15 protein-coding genes are annotated in these 16612 nt (G+C 64.1%); 10 read left to right on the forward strand and 5 right to left on the reverse strand.

Features of this window, described 5'->3' with window-relative positions; genetic code table 11:
* Positions 1–76: 76 nt before the first annotated feature.
* On the reverse strand, positions 77–1072 hold the full coding sequence (gene moaA / locus NAO55_RS16960; RefSeq protein WP_102841295.1) for a GTP 3',8-cyclase MoaA: 996 nt from the start codon (positions 1070–1072) through the stop codon (positions 77–79).
* Between the two features lie 189 nt (positions 1073–1261).
* Between moaA and NAO55_RS16965 the strand changes: the two genes are divergently transcribed.
* Together NAO55_RS16965 and NAO55_RS16970 are read left to right on the forward strand one after the other, a co-directional pair.
* Positions 1262–2113 (forward strand): ion transporter, encoded by an 852-nt coding sequence (locus NAO55_RS16965; protein ID WP_102841296.1) that lies wholly within the window; start codon positions 1262–1264, stop codon positions 2111–2113.
* A 118-nt stretch (positions 2114–2231) separates the two neighbouring features.
* Positions 2232–2645 carry a CopD family protein gene (locus NAO55_RS16970; RefSeq protein WP_102841297.1) on the forward strand — a complete coding sequence of 138 codons (414 nt, stop codon included), beginning with the start codon at positions 2232–2234 and terminating at the stop codon, positions 2643–2645.
* 102 nt (positions 2646–2747) lie between these two features.
* Here the strand turns inward: NAO55_RS16970 and NAO55_RS16975 are convergent, their stop codons facing one another.
* Complete coding sequence (locus tag NAO55_RS16975) at positions 2748–3227, reverse strand: DUF2231 domain-containing protein (protein WP_095460030.1); 480 nt, start codon at positions 3225–3227, stop codon at positions 2748–2750.
* Between the two features lie 147 nt (positions 3228–3374).
* On the opposite strand from NAO55_RS16975, the gene coxB reads away from it, so the two are divergent.
* Genes coxB through NAO55_RS16995 form a run of 4 tightly spaced genes read left to right on the forward strand, consistent with a single transcriptional unit; the run spans position 3375 to position 7994 of the window.
* The gene (gene coxB / locus NAO55_RS16980) at positions 3375–4265 is read left to right on the forward strand and encodes a cytochrome c oxidase subunit II (protein WP_102841298.1); all 891 of its coding nucleotides are present in this window, start codon (positions 3375–3377) and stop codon (positions 4263–4265) included.
* Positions 4262–6790 carry a cytochrome c oxidase subunit I gene (gene ctaD / locus NAO55_RS16985; protein WP_102841299.1) on the forward strand — a complete coding sequence of 843 codons (2529 nt, stop codon included), beginning with the start codon at positions 4262–4264 and terminating at the stop codon, positions 6788–6790. The genes coxB and ctaD overlap by 4 nt, the downstream gene beginning before the upstream one ends.
* The gene (locus tag NAO55_RS16990) at positions 6790–7149 is read left to right on the forward strand and encodes a hypothetical protein (protein ID WP_102841300.1); all 360 of its coding nucleotides are present in this window, start codon (positions 6790–6792) and stop codon (positions 7147–7149) included. The genes ctaD and NAO55_RS16990 overlap by 1 nt, the downstream gene beginning before the upstream one ends.
* Positions 7140–7994, forward strand: a complete 855-nt coding sequence (locus tag NAO55_RS16995) for a cytochrome c oxidase assembly protein (RefSeq protein WP_102841301.1) — start codon at positions 7140–7142, stop codon at positions 7992–7994. Before NAO55_RS16990 ends, NAO55_RS16995 begins: the two co-directional genes overlap by 10 nt.
* A gap of 29 nt (positions 7995–8023) precedes the next feature.
* Here the strand turns inward: NAO55_RS16995 and tusA are convergent, their stop codons facing one another.
* Positions 8024–8275: a sulfurtransferase TusA gene (gene tusA, locus NAO55_RS17000; protein ID WP_063543387.1), complete on the reverse strand. Its 252-nt coding sequence runs from the start codon at positions 8273–8275 to the stop codon at positions 8024–8026.
* 72 nt (positions 8276–8347) lie between these two features.
* Positions 8348–9397 carry a 23S rRNA (cytidine(2498)-2'-O)-methyltransferase RlmM gene (gene rlmM, locus NAO55_RS17005; protein ID WP_102841302.1) on the reverse strand — a complete coding sequence of 350 codons (1050 nt, stop codon included), beginning with the start codon at positions 9395–9397 and terminating at the stop codon, positions 8348–8350.
* Positions 9398–9571: 174 nt separating this feature from the next.
* Between rlmM and acnA the strand changes: the two genes are divergently transcribed.
* Together acnA and NAO55_RS17015 are read left to right on the forward strand one after the other, a co-directional pair.
* Positions 9572–12247: an aconitate hydratase AcnA gene (gene acnA, locus NAO55_RS17010; RefSeq protein ID WP_102841303.1), complete on the forward strand. Its 2676-nt coding sequence runs from the start codon at positions 9572–9574 to the stop codon at positions 12245–12247.
* Positions 12248–12605: 358 nt separating this feature from the next.
* Positions 12606–14174, forward strand: coding sequence for a methyl-accepting chemotaxis protein (locus NAO55_RS17015; protein ID WP_063543393.1), 1569 nt, complete (start codon positions 12606–12608; stop codon positions 14172–14174).
* Between the two features lie 50 nt (positions 14175–14224).
* On the opposite strand, the gene NAO55_RS17020 is transcribed toward NAO55_RS17015, so the two are convergent.
* Positions 14225–14911, reverse strand: a complete 687-nt coding sequence (locus NAO55_RS17020; RefSeq protein WP_102841304.1) for an alpha/beta family hydrolase — start codon at positions 14909–14911, stop codon at positions 14225–14227.
* Positions 14912–14973: 62 nt separating this feature from the next.
* On the opposite strand from NAO55_RS17020, the gene ccoN reads away from it, so the two are divergent.
* Both ccoN and NAO55_RS17030 read left to right on the forward strand, forming a co-directional pair.
* Positions 14974–16398 (forward strand): cytochrome-c oxidase, cbb3-type subunit I, encoded by a 1425-nt coding sequence (gene ccoN, locus NAO55_RS17025; protein WP_102841305.1) that lies wholly within the window; start codon positions 14974–14976, stop codon positions 16396–16398.
* Between the two features lie 13 nt (positions 16399–16411).
* On the forward strand, positions 16412–16612 hold a 201-nt coding region (locus NAO55_RS17030), incomplete at its 3' end, for a cbb3-type cytochrome c oxidase subunit II (RefSeq protein WP_256070250.1).

Below are 16612 nucleotides of genomic sequence, written 5' to 3' on the forward strand. Positions count from 1 at the left end.
CACCTCGCCGAGCTCTATGGCGACAGGAGGAACACAGGAATGAAGCGCCATTCGGTGAATGGACGACGAAACGGTCTCAGCCGCCGGTCATGCTCATGAAACGCACCACCTGGACTTGCTCGTCGGTGCGGAAGTGGTGCTTTTCCGGCTTGAGCTGCAGGGCATCCACCAGCGCATTGCGCAAGCGCTCGCTGTCACCCGGATAGCGGCGCATCAGGCTCTTCAGATCCAGCGCGCCCTCGTGGCCAAGGCACAGCACGAGCTTGCCCTCGGCTGTCACGCGCACGCGGTTACAGCTGCCGCAGAAGTTGTTGCTGTGCGGGGAGATGAAGCCGACCTGCGTCTCGCTGCCGGCCACCTGCCAGTAACGCGAGGGGCCACCCGTGGCATGGCTGCTGCGCACCAGCGTATGGCGCGCCTCGATGCGTTCACGCACCTCGTCGCTGGAGCAGAAGGTGATCTGCCGCTGATGACTGGACACACTGCCCAGTGGCATTTCCTCGATGAAGCTGATATCCAGCCCGCGCTCGATGGCGAACTCCACCAGATCGAGAATCTCGTCGTCGTTGCGCCCCTTCTGCACGACGCTGTTGAGCTTGATGCGCTTGAAGCCGGCGCTACGCGCGGCCTCGATGCCTTCGAGCACCTGATCGAGCCGGTCACGGCGGGTCAGCTCGGCAAAACGCTCGCGCTTGAGCGAATCGAGGCTGATATTGAGCCGCTTGACGCCGGCTTCGTGCAGCGATGCAGCCAGGCTTGGCAACTGCGAGCCGTTGGTGGTGATGGCCAGATCCTCCAGCTCGCTGCGCTCGCCCAGGCGCGCCAGCAAGCTGGTCAGCCCCTTACGCACCAGCGGCTCGCCACCGGTCACGCGAATGCGCTTGACGCCCAGGCTGATAAAGGCGTCGGCCACCGCATAGAGTTCTTCCAACGTGAGAATCTGCGCACGGGGCGCGAAGACCATGTCCTCGCTCATGCAATAGGTGCAGCGAAAATCGCAGCGGTCGGTTACCGACAACCTCAGGTAGGTAATGCGCCGGCCGAATGGGTCGACCAACTGGGAATCGGGCATGGAACTCTCCAACTGCTGGATGCGCCTGTAGTCAGACTATGCGCTAAGTACGATTCAGGCAAAGCGACGTTACCAATGGCGCAGCTGCAACGCCACCGCGCGACATGCAGTCGCCGCAACGCAATGCTTTAATGGACCGCTTTGGCAGGCGACCGCGAAATCTGCCACCCATGCGAGAGACCACGGCCAATGGACAACGACTCCCTGAAAGCGATGAGCTGGCGTGAGCGCCTTTACACCATCATCTTTTTCACCAACACCCCGGCCGGCAAGCGCTTCGACACCTGGCTGCTGGTGATCATCTTCGCCAGCCTGGTGGTAGTGATGCTCGACAGCATCGCCTCGTTCAACGAGCGGCACGGCCAGTTGCTGACCAATTTGGAATGGGGCTTCACGGCGATCTTCGCCGTTGAGTACGTGCTGCGCATCTACACTCACCCCGAACCCCGCAAGTACATCCTCAGCTTCTACGGCATGGTGGACCTGTTCTCGGTGCTGCCGGCCTTCATTGCGCTGCTGTTGCCCGACGCCCAGTATTTGCTGGTAGTTCGCGTCATACGCATGCTGCGGATCTTCCGCGTGCTCAAGCTCACCCCCTACCTCAGCCAGGCCAACTTTCTGCTCGTGGCGCTGCAGGGCAGCCGGCAGAAGATCATCGTTTTCCTCGTCAGCGTGACCACGCTGATCATCGTCTACGGCACGCTGATGTATGTGATCGAAGGGCCAAGCAATGGCTTCACCAGCATTCCGATAAGCATCTACTGGGCTGTGGTCACCCTGACCACTGTCGGCTTCGGCGATATCGTTCCGCATACCCCGTTGGGCAAGGCGCTGGCGACGATGGTGATGATCACCGGTTATTCGATCATCGCGGTACCGACCGGTATCTTCACCGCCGAGCTGGCCAATGCCATGCGCCAGGACAGCCTGCGCCACAATTGCCCTACCTGCGACAAGCTCACCCACGAGCCCAATGCGGCGTTCTGCAGCCGCTGCGGCAGTCAACTGTTCGAGCCGAAGCAGCAGGACACGGCAGACTGAGCGCAGCGACCCCGCGCCCACCCGTGCGCGCGGCGGCCACCTCGCTAATCACACCCGAACTGCCCACCAGCAGGGCTGTCACATCCTCAGATTCGCATCAGGCAGGATGGAGACCGGCATGCCCTTGCTCAAACTGCTGCACTTCGCCGCTCTGCTCTGCTGGTGCGGCTCGCTGCTGTATCTGCCGGCTCTGATCGCCGCCGGTACCAAACGCAGCGACCAGCTCTTCTATCGCGACCATGCCCATCTTACCCGCATGGTCTTTACCCTCATCAGCACCCCCGCCGCACTGCTGGCCATCGGCTCCGGCACGGCGCTGTTCCTGCGCGACGGCACCCTGGCCGGCTGGCTGATCCTGAAACTCACGACGGTAACGGGGATGGCGCTCTGTCACGCACTGTGCGGCGTGTTGGTGCTGCGTATCGAACGCCAGCCGGAGCGTGGCGTCACATACCAATGCATGGCGCTGGGAGTACTGGTGCCGGTTCTGATTGCCCTGACCCTGTGGCTGGTACTGGCCAAACCCTTCTGACTCAAGGAATGACCACCTCGCATGACCGATCGCCCGGCCCGCCTCGACCATTCCCATCCCGCCTGCCCGAGCTGGCCGTCTCCGGCACGTCGTTGCGACGGCTCAGGGCGCCTGCTCGCCATCCAGATCCACACCGACCGCGTGCTCGTAGACCAGCCGCCCGCCAAGGAAGGCGGCCAGGGAAATCAGCACGGCCGTGAGCAGCGAGAGATACAGCCCCCACATCGCGTCGCCGTCGCCGCGGTCCATGCCCTGGTAGCGCAGCAGCCAGTTCAGCGAAGCCAACGAGAGCATCATCACCGCCAGGATCGCATGGCACCAGGCGGTGACCTTGCGGCGGATCTGCTGGACCGAAACCAGGTCGATGATGCCGGCAATGCTGGCGATCCAGCCGCCGATCGCGCCGACGCCCGACAGCCACAACCCTGCACGCCACCAGAACTCGTCGAGTGTCCACAAGTAGGCCAGGTCGGCCGGCACCAGCCCGATCAGCGCGGCGACCGGAAAGTGGATCATCATCGGGTGCAGCGGATGGCCACCAATGGCGGCGTTGCTATTGATGGACTCGCGTTCTATGGCCATCCAGCCCTCCCAGGCATTGAAGTGAAACGAGCCGTACGTGCGACGAGGCGAGACGGCAACCCTTTCAAATGGACCACACTGGCGCTGGCAGTTCCTTTGCTCGCTGCTTGCGACGGACCGCAATCGGCGCTTTCACCGGCCGGGCCGATGGCGCGCGACGTAGCGAACGTCTGGTGGGCGATGTTCGGTTTCTCCGTCGTGGTGCTGCTGGCCGTAAGCGTGCTGTGGATCTACGCCATGCTGCGCCGCCCGCAAACCCACAGTGCCGAAGAGGCCAAGCGCATCAATCGGCGCTGGGTCATCGGCGGCGGTATCGTTCTGCCCACCGTCAGCATCATCGCCCTGCTGGCCTTCGGCATTCCCACCGGGCGCAGCATGTTGCCGCTGCCGGTCGAGGGCGAACAGCCGCTGCGGGTTCAGGTGATCGGCCATCAGTGGTGGTGGGAGGTGCGTTATCCGGAAAGCGGCGTGGTGACGGCCAACCAGTTCATCCTGCCGGTGGACCGCCCCGTCGACGTCGAGGTCACCAGCGCCGACGTGATCCACTCATTCTGGGTGCCGCGCCTGGGGGGCAAGCTGGACATGGTCCCCGGGCGAACCAACACCTTGCGCCTGCAGGCGGCGCAGACTGGCGTCTTCCGCGGGCAGTGTTCTGAATTCTGCGGCAGCCAGCACGCGCACATGATCCTGCATGTCGAAGCGCTGGAAGCCGATGCGTTCGCCAGCTGGATCGAGGCCCGCACCGGGCGTGAGCACCAGCCTCCGGGCGGCGCCGCCGGCCAGGTGTTCGACGAGCGCTGCGGCCAGTGCCACCGCGTCGCCGGTGTCAGTGACGGCAATCGCGCCCCGGATCTGAGCGACCTGGCGACCCGCCCGACGCTGGGTGCCGGGGTGATTGCAAACGACGCCGAAGGCCTGCGCCGCTGGCTCAGCGATCATCAGAGCATCAAGCACGGCATTGCCATGCCCCGCCACGACGACATTCCCGAAGAAACCCTCGGCCAGCTTGCCGACTGGCTGGAGACGCTCGCTCCATGACCCCGACCCGTAACACTGGCGCCCCCGCCACCGACCCCGACCAGCTGCACGACCAGTTCAACGAGGTCTGGGGCAACCCGCGCGGCTGGCGTGCGCTGACCATCGTCAACCACACCAGCATCGGACTGCGCTTCCTGGTCACCGGAGCGTTCTTCTTCCTCGTCGGAGGCCTGCTGGCGATGCTGATCCGCACCCAGCTCGCCCTGCCCGGCTACGAGCTGATGGAGCCGGACGTCTACAACCAGGTCTTCACCATGCATGGCACGGTGATGATGTTCCTCTTCGCCGTGCCGATGATGGAAGGGCTGGCGGTCTACCTGATCCCGAAGATGATCGGCGCCCGCGACCTGGTATTCCCGCGGCTGTCCGCGCTGGGCTATTACTGCTACCTGTTCGGCGGGCTGATCCTGCTGTCGAGCATCTTCCTCGACATCGCGCCGAAGGCCGGCTGGTTCATGTACACGCCGCTGTCCAGCTCGGCGCACACGCCGGGGGTGAATTCGGATTTCTGGCTGCTGGGTATCACCTTCGTCGAAATCTCCGCGGTCTCCGCCGGGGTCGAACTGGTGGTGTCGATCCTGCGCACCCGGGCCAGCGGCATGGCGCTGCACAAGATGCCGATCTACGCCTGGTACATCCTGGTGATGGCGATGATGATCGTGGTGGGCTTCCCGCCATTGATCCTCGGCTCGATCCTGCTGGAGCTGGAGCGCGCGGCCGGTATGCCATTCTTCGATGTCGCCCGGGGCGGTGACCCGGTGCTCTGGCAGCACCTGTTCTGGCTGTTCGGCCACCCCGAGGTGTACATCATCTTCCTGCCGGGCGCGGGAATCGTCTCGACGCTGATCCCGGTGTTCTGCCAGCGTCCGCTGGTGGGCTACCGCTGGGTGGTGCTGGGCGTGCTGACCACCGGCTTCATCAGTTTCGGGCTGTGGGTGCACCACATGTTCACGGTCGGCATTCCGCAGCTGGCCACAGCGTTCTTCTCGGCGGCGAGCATGCTGGTGGCGATCCCCACCGGCGTGCAGATCTTCGCCTGGCTGGCGACGCTCTGGCTCGGCAAGCCGGTATACAAGGTGCCAATGCTCTGGCTGGTGGGCTTTCTCATCGTCTTCGTCGCCGGCGGGCTGACCGGCGTGATGCTGGCACTGGTGCCGTTCGACTGGCAGGTGCACGACACCCATTTCGTGGTTGCGCACATGCACTACGTGCTGGTGGGCGGCATGGTCTTCCCGCTGATGGCCGGGCTGTATTACTGGCTGCCGCACTTCTCCGGCCGCATGCCCTCGGCCAAGCTCGGCCGCTGGGGCTTCTGGCTGTTCTTCATCGGCTTCAACGTCACCTTCATGATCATGCACTGGACCGGCCTGATCGGCATGCCGAGACGGGTCTATACCTATGACACCGGCCTCGGCTGGGACATGCCCAACCTGGTGTCCTCGGTCGGCAGCTTCATCATGGCGGTGGGCGTGGCAACCATCCTGCTGGATATCGTCCTGCACTTTCGTTTCGGAGTTCCGGCGCCGAAGAACCCGTGGAACGCGGATACCCTGGAGTGGGCCACCAGCCTGCCGCCGAGCGCCTACAACTTCGTCAGCCTGCCGGACGTGACCGACCGCCATCCGTTGTGGAAAGACCCGGACCTGCCCGACAGCGTTGCCCGCGGTGAGCACGCACTGACCGTGATTGACCATGGCCGACGGGAAACCTGGGGCAGCGACCCGCTGACCGGCAAGGTGCGTGAGATCATCCACCTGCCGGGCAACAGCTGGCTGCCGTTCATCGCATCGGTGTTCCTCGCGGTGCTCTGCCTGAGCCTGCTGAACAAGTTCTACTGGGTCGCGCTGGGTGCGACCGTGGCGACGCTGGTCGTGCTCTTTCGCTGGTCCTGGGAGAACGGCGCGCATCCAGCGGCCGCGCCGGATGCCCATACCCAGCCCGGCGAACCGCCGCTGCATTCACGCACGTTCGATGGGCCGGGCCTGTGGGGCATGGGCGTAACCCTGCTGGCCAACGGCGCGCTGTATCTGTCGCTGCTGTTCGGCTGGTTCTACCTGTGGACCGTTTCGCCACAATGGCAGGTGCCGGAGAGCCAGCTCAACGGCTGGCTAATGCTGGCCAGCACGCTGCTGCTGAGCGCCGGCACGCTCTGGCTACACCGCCTGATCAAGCGCCTGCGGGCCGGCCCGCACAGCAGTTTGATGTCGCAGCTGGCATGGCTGGGGCTGCTGGCATTGACGCAGTCGGCGATGCTGCTGTGGCTGATGTTGAGCGCCGGGCTGGCGCCGACCGAAACCGCGCATGATGCCGTAGTGTTCGTGATGCTCGCGTACAGCCTGATCCATTGCACACTGGCAGCGGTGCTCACCGGTCTGCAGGCGTGGCGCGTAGCCCTCGGTTACGTGGGCGACAAGGCGCCATACGAGCCCGTCGTGGTCGAGCAGCTCTGGTACTACAACCTGGGTGTGCTCTGGGTCAGCTATGCGGCCATCGTGCTGTTTCCGGCCACCTGGGGAGGTGCGTGATGAGGTATGCGCGGACGTCGCCCTACCATCCGATCCAGATTCCGATCGGCCTGATCATCTGGAGCCTGTGGTTCGTCGCCATGTATGGCGGCCAGGCGGTGATCTGCAAGCTCAGCCCGCCCGACCCGGCCCAGGGCGTATGGAACTGGCTGAACGGCAGCCTGGGTGCCCTGACCCTGCTGACCCTTGCGTTGCTGCTGTGGATGGCGCGCTATTTCTGGCGTCTGTCGCGGGCACCGGAGGAACAGAACGAACGGCAGCAGTTCGTCACCAAGATCGCTGCGGGGATTCACTTCATCGCGGCCCAGGCCACGCTGTTCGTCGGCATTCCGCTGTTGCAGATACCGCCATGCCTGTGATCTCCCGAACCAAACGGCGGATACCACCGGGACTGCTAGCGCTGCCGGCAGCCCTGAGTGTATCGACGCCGGCTTTCGCCCACGGCCTGTTCGACGCCCATCTGCTCGACCGCGCGCCGCTGCTGCTGACCGCCCTGCTGGTGGCTGCGGCCTGGCTGCTGTACCTGCTCGGTGGGCGCAAGGTACCGCCGCGGCGCCATGAAGCCCTCTGCTTTCACGCGGCAATGCTGCTGGTGGTGTTCTCGGTGTTCGGCCCCATCGACGACTGGGCGGAAACCAGCACCGCCTGGCACATGACCCAGCACATGCTATTCATCATCGTGATCGCCCCGTTGTGGGCGCTGGCGCGGCCGTTGCCGCAGTGGCGCGGGGTCACCGGGCGCTTCGCCCAGCCACTGTGGACCGGCATCCTGCGTGCCGGGCGCTACCCCACATTGCTGGCGCTGCTGCATGGCGCGGTGATCTGGATCTGGCACACGCCGAAGCTCTATGTGCTGGCGCTGGACGACCTCTGGTGGCACGCCTTCGAGCATGCATGCTTCCTGTTCACCGGCTGGCTGTTCTGGTGGTCGGCGCTGCGCGCGAATCCGAAGCAGGTGCCACAGGCGCTGATGGCGGTGCTGCTGACGCTTATGCACACCGGTCTGCTGGGCGCCCTGCTCACCTTCGGTAGCGTGTCGTTCTACGGTGAAGGCCGCTCAGTGGAAGATCAGCAGCTGGCCGGTCTGATCATGTGGGTGCCGGGCGGGCTGATCTATCTGATCGGCGGCGGCTGGATCGCCTGGCGCTGGCTGACCCGCATGTGGCGGCGGCAGAACACGCGAGCCGCTGCCCCGGATACCTAAGGCTCAGCCAGGCATCACGTCTGCCGACGTCAGTCGACTTTCTTGCGAATCCAGTAGAGATAGGTGCCTGCGTCTTGCTGCTGTTCGACCAGATCATGGCCGAGGAACACGCAGAACTTGGGAATGTCGCGCTGGGTCGAGGGATCGGTGGCGATGACCTTGAGCATCGCCCCGCCAGCCAGGTCGCGCACCTTGTTATGCAGCATCATCACCGGCTCAGGGCAGTTCAGGCCGGTGGCGTCGAGAACGGCGTCGACAGTCATTTCAGCTGATTGGCTCATCAGTGGGCTCCGGAAAACAGGCGTGCATTGTGGCGCAAGCGCGCGGACAGGTCATCCGCAGGTGATCGACGATCAGAGGCGGCGCAGGTGACAGGTCACCTCTTCCCGGTCGTGATACAGCTGCTTGCAGCCGATGCTGGCCTTGACGCCACGTTCGGCCAATCCAACGGCGATACGTTCGAGCAGGCGCTTGACCTCGGCGTAGCGCTGCTTCATCGGCAGCTTGAGGTTCACCACCGCCTCGCGGCACAGGCCCTCGCCGATCCAGGTTTCCAGCAGCGCAGCATTGCGCGCCGGCTTCTCGACGATGTCGCAGACCATCCAGTCCACCGGCCTTTTCGGGCGGAAGGTGAAGCCATCAGCGCGAAAGTGCTCCACCAGCCCGGAATCCATCAGGTCGGCGTTCATCGGCCCGTTGTCCACCGCGCTGACCTTGATATGCCGGTTGACCAGCTGCCAGGTCCAGCCGCCCGGCGCCGCGCCCAGATCGACCCCCGTCATGCCCGCCGCCAGCCGCGTATCCCATTGCTCGCGCGGGATGAAATGGTGCCAGGCCTCCTCCAGCTTGAGCGTCGAGCGGCTGGGTGCCTGGCGCGGAAACTTCAGGCGCGGGATGCCCATCGGCCACAGCGCGCTGTTGTTTGCCTCGGCGATGCCGGCGAACACCTCGCGTCCGCTCTTGAACGTAAGCAGCAGGCGCGGCCCCTTGCCCTGCTCGTCGAGGCGACCGGCCTTGATCAGCGCCTTGCGCAGCGGCGCCTCGAACTTGCGACAGAAGTTGGAGAGCTCCTTGCCATCGTTGGTATCCAGCACTTCAAGCCATAGGCTGCTGCATACCGGATAGCTCGCCAGATGCGCCAGCAGCACGCTGATCCGGTCGGTTTCCGGCAGTTGCACGTACTCGCCACGCGCCCACTGCCGCGGAAAGATCAGCTCGGCGAAGCGTAGCCGGCGCATCAGCTTCTCGGCACCGCCGGCTTCGCTGCAGATGAACTCGGCGCAGGCGCTGTCGGGCCGCGCCTTGGCATAGCCTGCGACTTCGAGGATGGCGGCGTGCTCACTGATTTCCGCACACACCTCGCCCTCGAAACCGGGACGGCAATGCAGCAACAATGTGTTCATGTTCGAATCCTGTCAGCGGTATGGCCTGGACCAAAGCCGCGCATCATAGCCGACCGCGGGAACCCTCGCCCGCATCGCCCGGTCCAGTGCAGTAGCGAAACACCTGCCCAAGGGCTAGTTTCAAAGCTCGTTCATCAGCCAGCCCCTCACCGTGTGGGCACAAGGAGATGAGGAATGCCTTCCCTGGATAGCCTGAAATGTCGCCGCAGCCTCGAGGTTGCCGGCAAGACCTACCACTACTACAGCCTCCCCGAAGCGGCCGCCCAGCTGGGCGACATCAGCCGCCTGCCAACCTCGCTGAAAGTGCTGCTGGAAAACCTGCTGCGCTGGGAAGACGGCGAGACGGTACGCGGTGAGGACCTCCAGTCGCTGGCGCGATGGCTGCAGACGCAGAGCTCCGAGCAGGAGATCCAGTACCGCCCCGCCCGTGTACTGATGCAGGACTTCACCGGCGTACCGGCCGTGGTCGACCTCGCCGCCATGCGCGATGCCGTGGCCAAGGCTGGGGGCGATCCGCAGAAGATCAACCCGCTGTCGCCGGTGGACCTGGTGATCGACCACTCGGTGATGGTCGACCGCTTCGGCAGCGACCAGGCCTTCGAACAGAACGTCGAGATCGAGATGCAGCGCAACGGCGAACGCTACGAGTTCCTGCGCTGGGGCCAGCAGGCCTTCGACAATTTCAGCGTGGTGCCGCCGGGTACCGGCATCTGCCACCAGGTCAACCTGGAGTACCTCGGCCAGGTGGTCTGGACCCGCGAAGAGAACGGCGAGACCGTCGCCTACCCCGACACCCTGGTCGGCACCGATTCGCACACCACCATGATCAATGGCCTCGGCGTGCTGGGCTGGGGCGTGGGTGGCATCGAGGCCGAAGCGGCGATGCTTGGCCAACCGGTGTCGATGCTGATTCCTGAGGTGATCGGTTTCCGCCTCAGCGGCAAGCTCAACGAGGGCGTCACCGCCACCGACCTGGTGCTGACCGTGACGCAGATGCTGCGCAAGCACGGCGTGGTCGGCAAATTCGTCGAGTTCTACGGCCCGGGGCTGGATCACCTGCCGCTGGCCGACCGTGCCACCATCGGCAACATGGCGCCCGAGTACGGCGCCACCTGCGGCTTCTTCCCGGTCGACCAGATCACCATCGACTACCTGCGCCTGACCGGTCGCAACGAGGAGCGCATTGCCCTGGTCGAGGCCTACAGCAAGGCTCAGGGCATGTGGCGTGACAGCGATTCGCCGGACCCTGTGTTCACCGCTACCCTGGAGCTGGACCTGGCCCAGGTGCAGCCGTCCGTAGCCGGGCCCAAGCGCCCGCAGGACCGGGTCACGCTCGGCGATATCGGCGCCAACTTCGACCTGCTACTGGAAACCGGCGGACGCAAGCAGCAGGCCGACACCTCGGTGGAGGTCAAGGGCGAGAACTTCCACCTCAAGCACGGCGCGGTGGTCATCGCGGCAATCACCTCCTGCACCAATACCTCTAACCCCAATGTACTGATGGCCGCCGGCCTCGTCGCCAAGAAGGCGGTTGAGCGCGGGCTCAAGCGTCAGCCCTGGGTCAAGTCCTCGCTAGCGCCAGGCTCCAAGGTGGTCACCGACTACCTCGAGCGGGCCGGGCTGACCCGCTATCTGGACCAGCTCGGCTTCAACCTGGTGGGCTATGGCTGCACCACCTGTATCGGCAACTCCGGGCCGTTGCCGGATGCCATCGGCCAGGCGATTACCGACAACGACCTGATCGTATCGTCGGTGCTGTCCGGCAACCGCAACTTCGAGGGCCGCGTGCACCCGCTGGTCAAGGCCAACTGGCTGGCCTCGCCACCGCTGGTGGTCGCCTTCGCCCTGGCCGGCACCACGCGCATCAACATGGATCGCGAGCCGCTGGGCTACGACGACCAGAATCAGCCGGTGTACCTGAAGGATATCTGGCCGAGCAGCGCCGAAATCGCCGAAGCCGTGGCGCGTATCGACGGCGAGATGTTCCGCAGCCGCTATGCCGACGTATTCAGCGGTGACGAGCACTGGCAGAAGATTCCGGTCAGCGCCGGCGACACTTATCAGTGGAATGCCAGCTCCAGCTACGTGCAGAACCCGCCCTACTTCGAAGATATCGGCCAGCCACCAGCGCCGCCGGCGGACGTCGAGAATGCCCGGGTTCTGGCGGTGTTCGGCGACTCCATCACCACCGACCACATCTCGCCCGCCGGCAACATCAAGGCGAGTTCGCCGGCCGGCCTGTACCTGCAATCGCTGGGGGTGGCGCCGGAAGACTTCAACTCCTACGGCTCGCGCCGCGGCAACCACGAAGTCATGATGCGCGGCACCTTTGCCAACATCCGCATCAAGAACGAGATGCTCGGCGGCGAGGAAGGCGGCAACACGCTCTACCAGCCGAGTGGTGAAAAGCTGTCGATCTACGACGCCGCCATGCGCTATCAGGCCGAAGGCGTGCCGCTGGTGGTGATTGCCGGCAAGGAGTATGGCACCGGCTCCAGCCGTGACTGGGCCGCCAAGGGCACCAACCTGCTGGGCGTGAAGGCGGTCATCGCCGAGAGCTTCGAGCGCATCCACCGGTCCAACCTCATCGGCATGGGCGTGCTGGCGCTGCAGTTCGTCGGCGAGCAGACGCGTCAGTCGCTGGGTCTGAACGGCACGGAGAAGTTGTCGATCCGAGGGCTCGGCGCGGACATCAAGCCACGCCAGCTGCTCACCGTCGACGTGGAACGGCAGGACGGCTCGCGCGATTCGTTCCAGGTGCTGAGCCGCATCGACACGCTGAATGAGGTCCAGTACTTCAAGGCCGGCGGCATCCTGCACTACGTATTGCGCCAGCTGATCGGGAGCTGAGCGCAGAAAGAAAAACGCCGGTGCGAAGTCCTTTCGCACCGGCGTCAGCCACTCCCTTGGCATCGAATCTCCAGCCGCCTGGGCCTCCATGCACGGGTCCGGCTCCCTGAACTGGTCGCCGCTGCCTTCTCGAGCGCAGCGTCCGGACATGCACCGACATTGCCGGAAAAGCATTGCAGAAAGATTAAGCCCCGACGTCCGTCAGTCGCCTGTATCGACAAAGCTGATCCTCGAATCAGCTTTTTCCCTCAAGATCGCCACGCTACGGCCGACCCATTGGTCAGCCTGAGACCGAATTAAAACTATAAAGGTCAGGTGCGCCATTCCGAGAACACTTCTATGCCAGGCGTGAAAGTCGATGCGTAACAACCAGCCCGTAACCCAGCGTGAGTATGCCTTCCCCGATCAGCAGCGCCTCATCTCGACCACCGACCTGAAAGGCCAGATCACCTACTGCAATGACATCTTCGCCGAAGTCAGCGGTTTCAGCCGCGACGAGCTGATTCGAGCGCCACACAATCTGGTGCGCCATCCCGATGTGCCGCCCGCGGTGTTCGAACACATGTGGGTGACCCTCAAGCAGGGCAAGCCTTGGATGGGTATCGTGAAAAACCGGCGCAAGACCGGTGATCACTACTGGGTCAACGCCTACGTCACGCCGATCCTGGATCAGCAACGCCAGGTAACCGGCTACGAATCGGTGCGAACCAAGCCGAGCCGCGAGCAGGTCCAACGGGCCGAAGCGCTATATGCCCGACTGAACGCGGGCAAGAGCGGTGTGCCCCGCCGCGATAGTTGGCTTCCGGTATTGAAGAAATGGCTGCCATTCATCCTCGTCAGCCAGGTCGGCTTTTTGGTAGGTGCTTCCTTCGATCACGCGATGGGATTCGTCGCGGCCGCGCTGCTGTCCGTTCCGCTCGGGCTTGCCGGGCTGCATTGGCAACAGCGCGGTCTGCGGCGCCTGATGCAGCTTGCCCAAGAGACCACCAGCGACCCGCTTATCGCCTGCATGTACACCGATAGCCGAGGCGTCGAGGCCCAGCTGGAAATGGCGATGCTCAGCCAGCAGGCGCACCTGAAGACCTGCCTGACCCGCCTGCAGGACACAGCGGTGCAGCTGCAGGGACAGGCCAAACAGGCCGATACCCTGGCGCAGAATTGCGCCAACGGCTTGGCCCAGCAACATCAGGAAACCGAGCAGGTGGCCACGGCGATCAATGAGATGGCCGCAACGACGCAGGAAGTGGCCAGCAACGTCGCGCTGGCAGCCGACGCCACGCGTGAAGCCAGCCGGCTGACCGTTCACGGGCGCGAAGTCACCGCCGACACCCGCAAGGCGATTCAGCAGCTATCGGAATCGGTCAGCAAAGCCGGCGAGTCGGTCAACCAGCTGGCAAGCGACAGCGAGGCCATCGGCAGCGTGGTCGATGTGATCAAGAGCATCGCCGACCAGACCAACCTGCTGGCGCTCAACGCTGCAATCGAGGCCGCACGAGCCGGTGACAGCGGCCGCGGCTTCGCGGTGGTCGCCGATGAGGTGCGTCAGCTGGCGCAACGTACCGCGGCAGCCACCGGCGAAATCCACCAGCTGATCGAGAAGCTGCAATCGCAAGCTCAGCATGCGGTGTCCACGACCGAGCAAGGCCGTGTGCACGCGGCCCGTGGCGTCGAGCAGATGATCCAGGCAGACCAGGCCCTGAGTGGAATCAACGAGGCGATGGGCAACATCATCGACATGACCACCCAGATCGCCTCCGCCACCGAAGAGCAGAGCGCAGTGGCCGAGGAGATCAGCCAGAACGTCAGCACCATCGCCCGCCTGGCCGATCAGACGTCCGGCGACGCGCGCAGCTCGGCATTGCTCAGCGAAGCGCTGACCGCAACGGCCGAGGGCCAGTATTCGCTGGTCGAGCGCTTCAACCGCTGATCGGGTAACCCGCCCGGTCAGCCAGTTGGGCGGCCGACCGGGCCTGAAGCCTAGGCCAAGGCTCGCAGAAACGTCGCCACTGCCGTGACCGCGGCGTTCATGTGCTGATCATGCGTCAGACCGGAACGCTTCAGCGGCTTGAGATCGTGGTCGGCGGCGGCCAGCCAGTGCAAGCTGATGGCAGCTGACAGCGGGTACTGCTCGACTGTCGCGCGGTTACCCAGCGCATCACGCTCGCCCTGTACGATCAGCGTAGGCGTGAGCAATTTCTCCAGATGGGCGGTGCGCGTTTTCTCCGGCTTTCCGGCCGGGTGAAACGGATAGCCCAGACACACCAGACCGTCGACACCCAGCTCGTCGGCCAGCAGGCTGGCCATTCGCCCGCCCATGGACTTGCCACCGATGGCCAGCAGTCCTGTGGCCTGCTGTCGCACCTCGGCATGGACCTCCCGCCACTGAGCCAGCAGCTGCGCCTGCGGGCTGGGTGGTCTTTTGCTCGCACCCAGGCGCCGCGCGGCCATATAGGCGAATTCGAAGCGGCATACCGCAACCCCGCGTGCGGCAAGGCGTACGGCTACTTCCTCCATGAACGGACTGTCCATCGGTGCCCCGGCGCCATGCGCCAGGATCAGGCTCGCCCAGGCGTCATCCTGCGGCCGGTTCCACCTGACGAGATACCCTTTGTCACTTTGTGTGTATTGACCCGCGTCAATACCGGCAGATTGCCCTTTCCCCATCCTTGCCCCGCTTTCTATTAGAAAGAAAAAACTGCTCATTACCCGTGGATGGAAGCCCATACATGAACACAGCAACCAGTACCGCCTACAGCTACAAGGTGGTCCGCCAATTCGCCATCATGACGGTGGTGTGGGGAATCGTCGGGATGGGGCTCGGCGTTTTCATCGCAGCACAATTGGCCTGGCCTTTCCTGAACTTCGACCTCCCATGGACCAGTTTCGGTCGTCTGCGCCCATTGCACACCAACGCGGTGATCTTCGCCTTCGGTGGCTGTGCATTGTTCGCGACGTCCTATTATTCGGTCCAGCGCACCTGCCAGACCACCCTGTTCGCGCCGAAACTGGCCGCGTTCACCTTCTGGGGCTGGCAGCTGGTCATCCTGCTCGCCGCGATCTCCCTGCCGCTGGGCTTCACCAGCTCCAAGGAGTACGCGGAACTGGAGTGGCCGATCGACATCCTGATCACCATCGTCTGGGTGGCCTATGCGATCGTCTTCTTCGGCACGCTGGCGACGCGCAAGGTCAAGCATATCTATGTCGGTAACTGGTTCTTCGGCGCCTTCATCCTGACCGTGGCGATCCTGCACATCGTCAACAACCTGGAAATCCCGGTCACCGCGATGAAGTCGTACTCGCTGTACTCCGGCGCCACCGACGCGATGGTGCAGTGGTGGTACGGCCACAACGCCGTGGGCTTCTTCCTCACCGCCGGCTTCCTCGGGATCATGTACTACTTCGTGCCGAAGCAGGCCGAACGTCCGGTCTATTCCTATCGCCTGTCGATCGTCCACTTCTGGGCACTGATCACCGTCTACATCTGGGCCGGCCCGCACCACCTGCACTACACCGCCCTGCCGGACTGGGCGCAGAGCCTGGGCATGGTGATGTCGCTGATCCTGCTCGCCCCGAGCTGGGGGGGCATGATCAACGGCATGATGACCCTGTCGGGCGCCTGGCACAAACTGCGTAGCGACCCGATCCTGCGCTTTCTGGTGGTCTCGTTGGCCTTCTACGGCATGTCCACTTTCGAAGGCCCGATGATGGCGATCAAGACCGTCAACGCCCTGTCCCACTACACCGACTGGACCATCGGCCACGTACACGCCGGCGCCCTCGGCTGGGTTGCCATGGTGTCCATCGGCGCGCTGTACCACCTGATCCCGAAAGTGTTCGGTCGCGCCCAGATGCACAGCGTCGGCCTGATCAACACCCACTTCTGGTTGGCCACCATCGGCACCGTGCTCTACATCGCTTCGATGTGGGTCAACGGTATCGCCCAGGGCCTGATGTGGCGCGCGATCAACGACGACGGCACGCTGACCTACTCCTTCGTCGAAGCACTGGAAGCCAGTCACCCCGGTTTCGTGGTACGGATGATCGGTGGTGCGATCTTCTTCGCCGGCATGCTGGTGATGGCCTACAACACCTGGCGCACCGTGCAGGCTGCCAAGCCCGCCGAGTACGACGCTGCCGCGCAGATCGCCTGAGGAGCCTAGGTAAATGAAATCGCACGAGAAACTAGAAAAGAACGTCGGCCTGCTGGCCCTGTTCATGATCCTGGCGGTGAGCATCGGTGGCCTGACCCAGATCGTCCCGCTGTTCTTCCAGGACGCCGTCAACGAGCCGGTCGAAGGCATGAAGCCCTACACCGCGCTGCAGCTGGAAGGCCGTGACATTTACATCAAGGAAGGCTGCGTCGGT

This window comes from Stutzerimonas frequens (genome assembly GCF_024448335.1).
In the GTDB taxonomy this organism is placed as follows: domain Bacteria; phylum Pseudomonadota; class Gammaproteobacteria; order Pseudomonadales; family Pseudomonadaceae; genus Stutzerimonas; species Stutzerimonas frequens.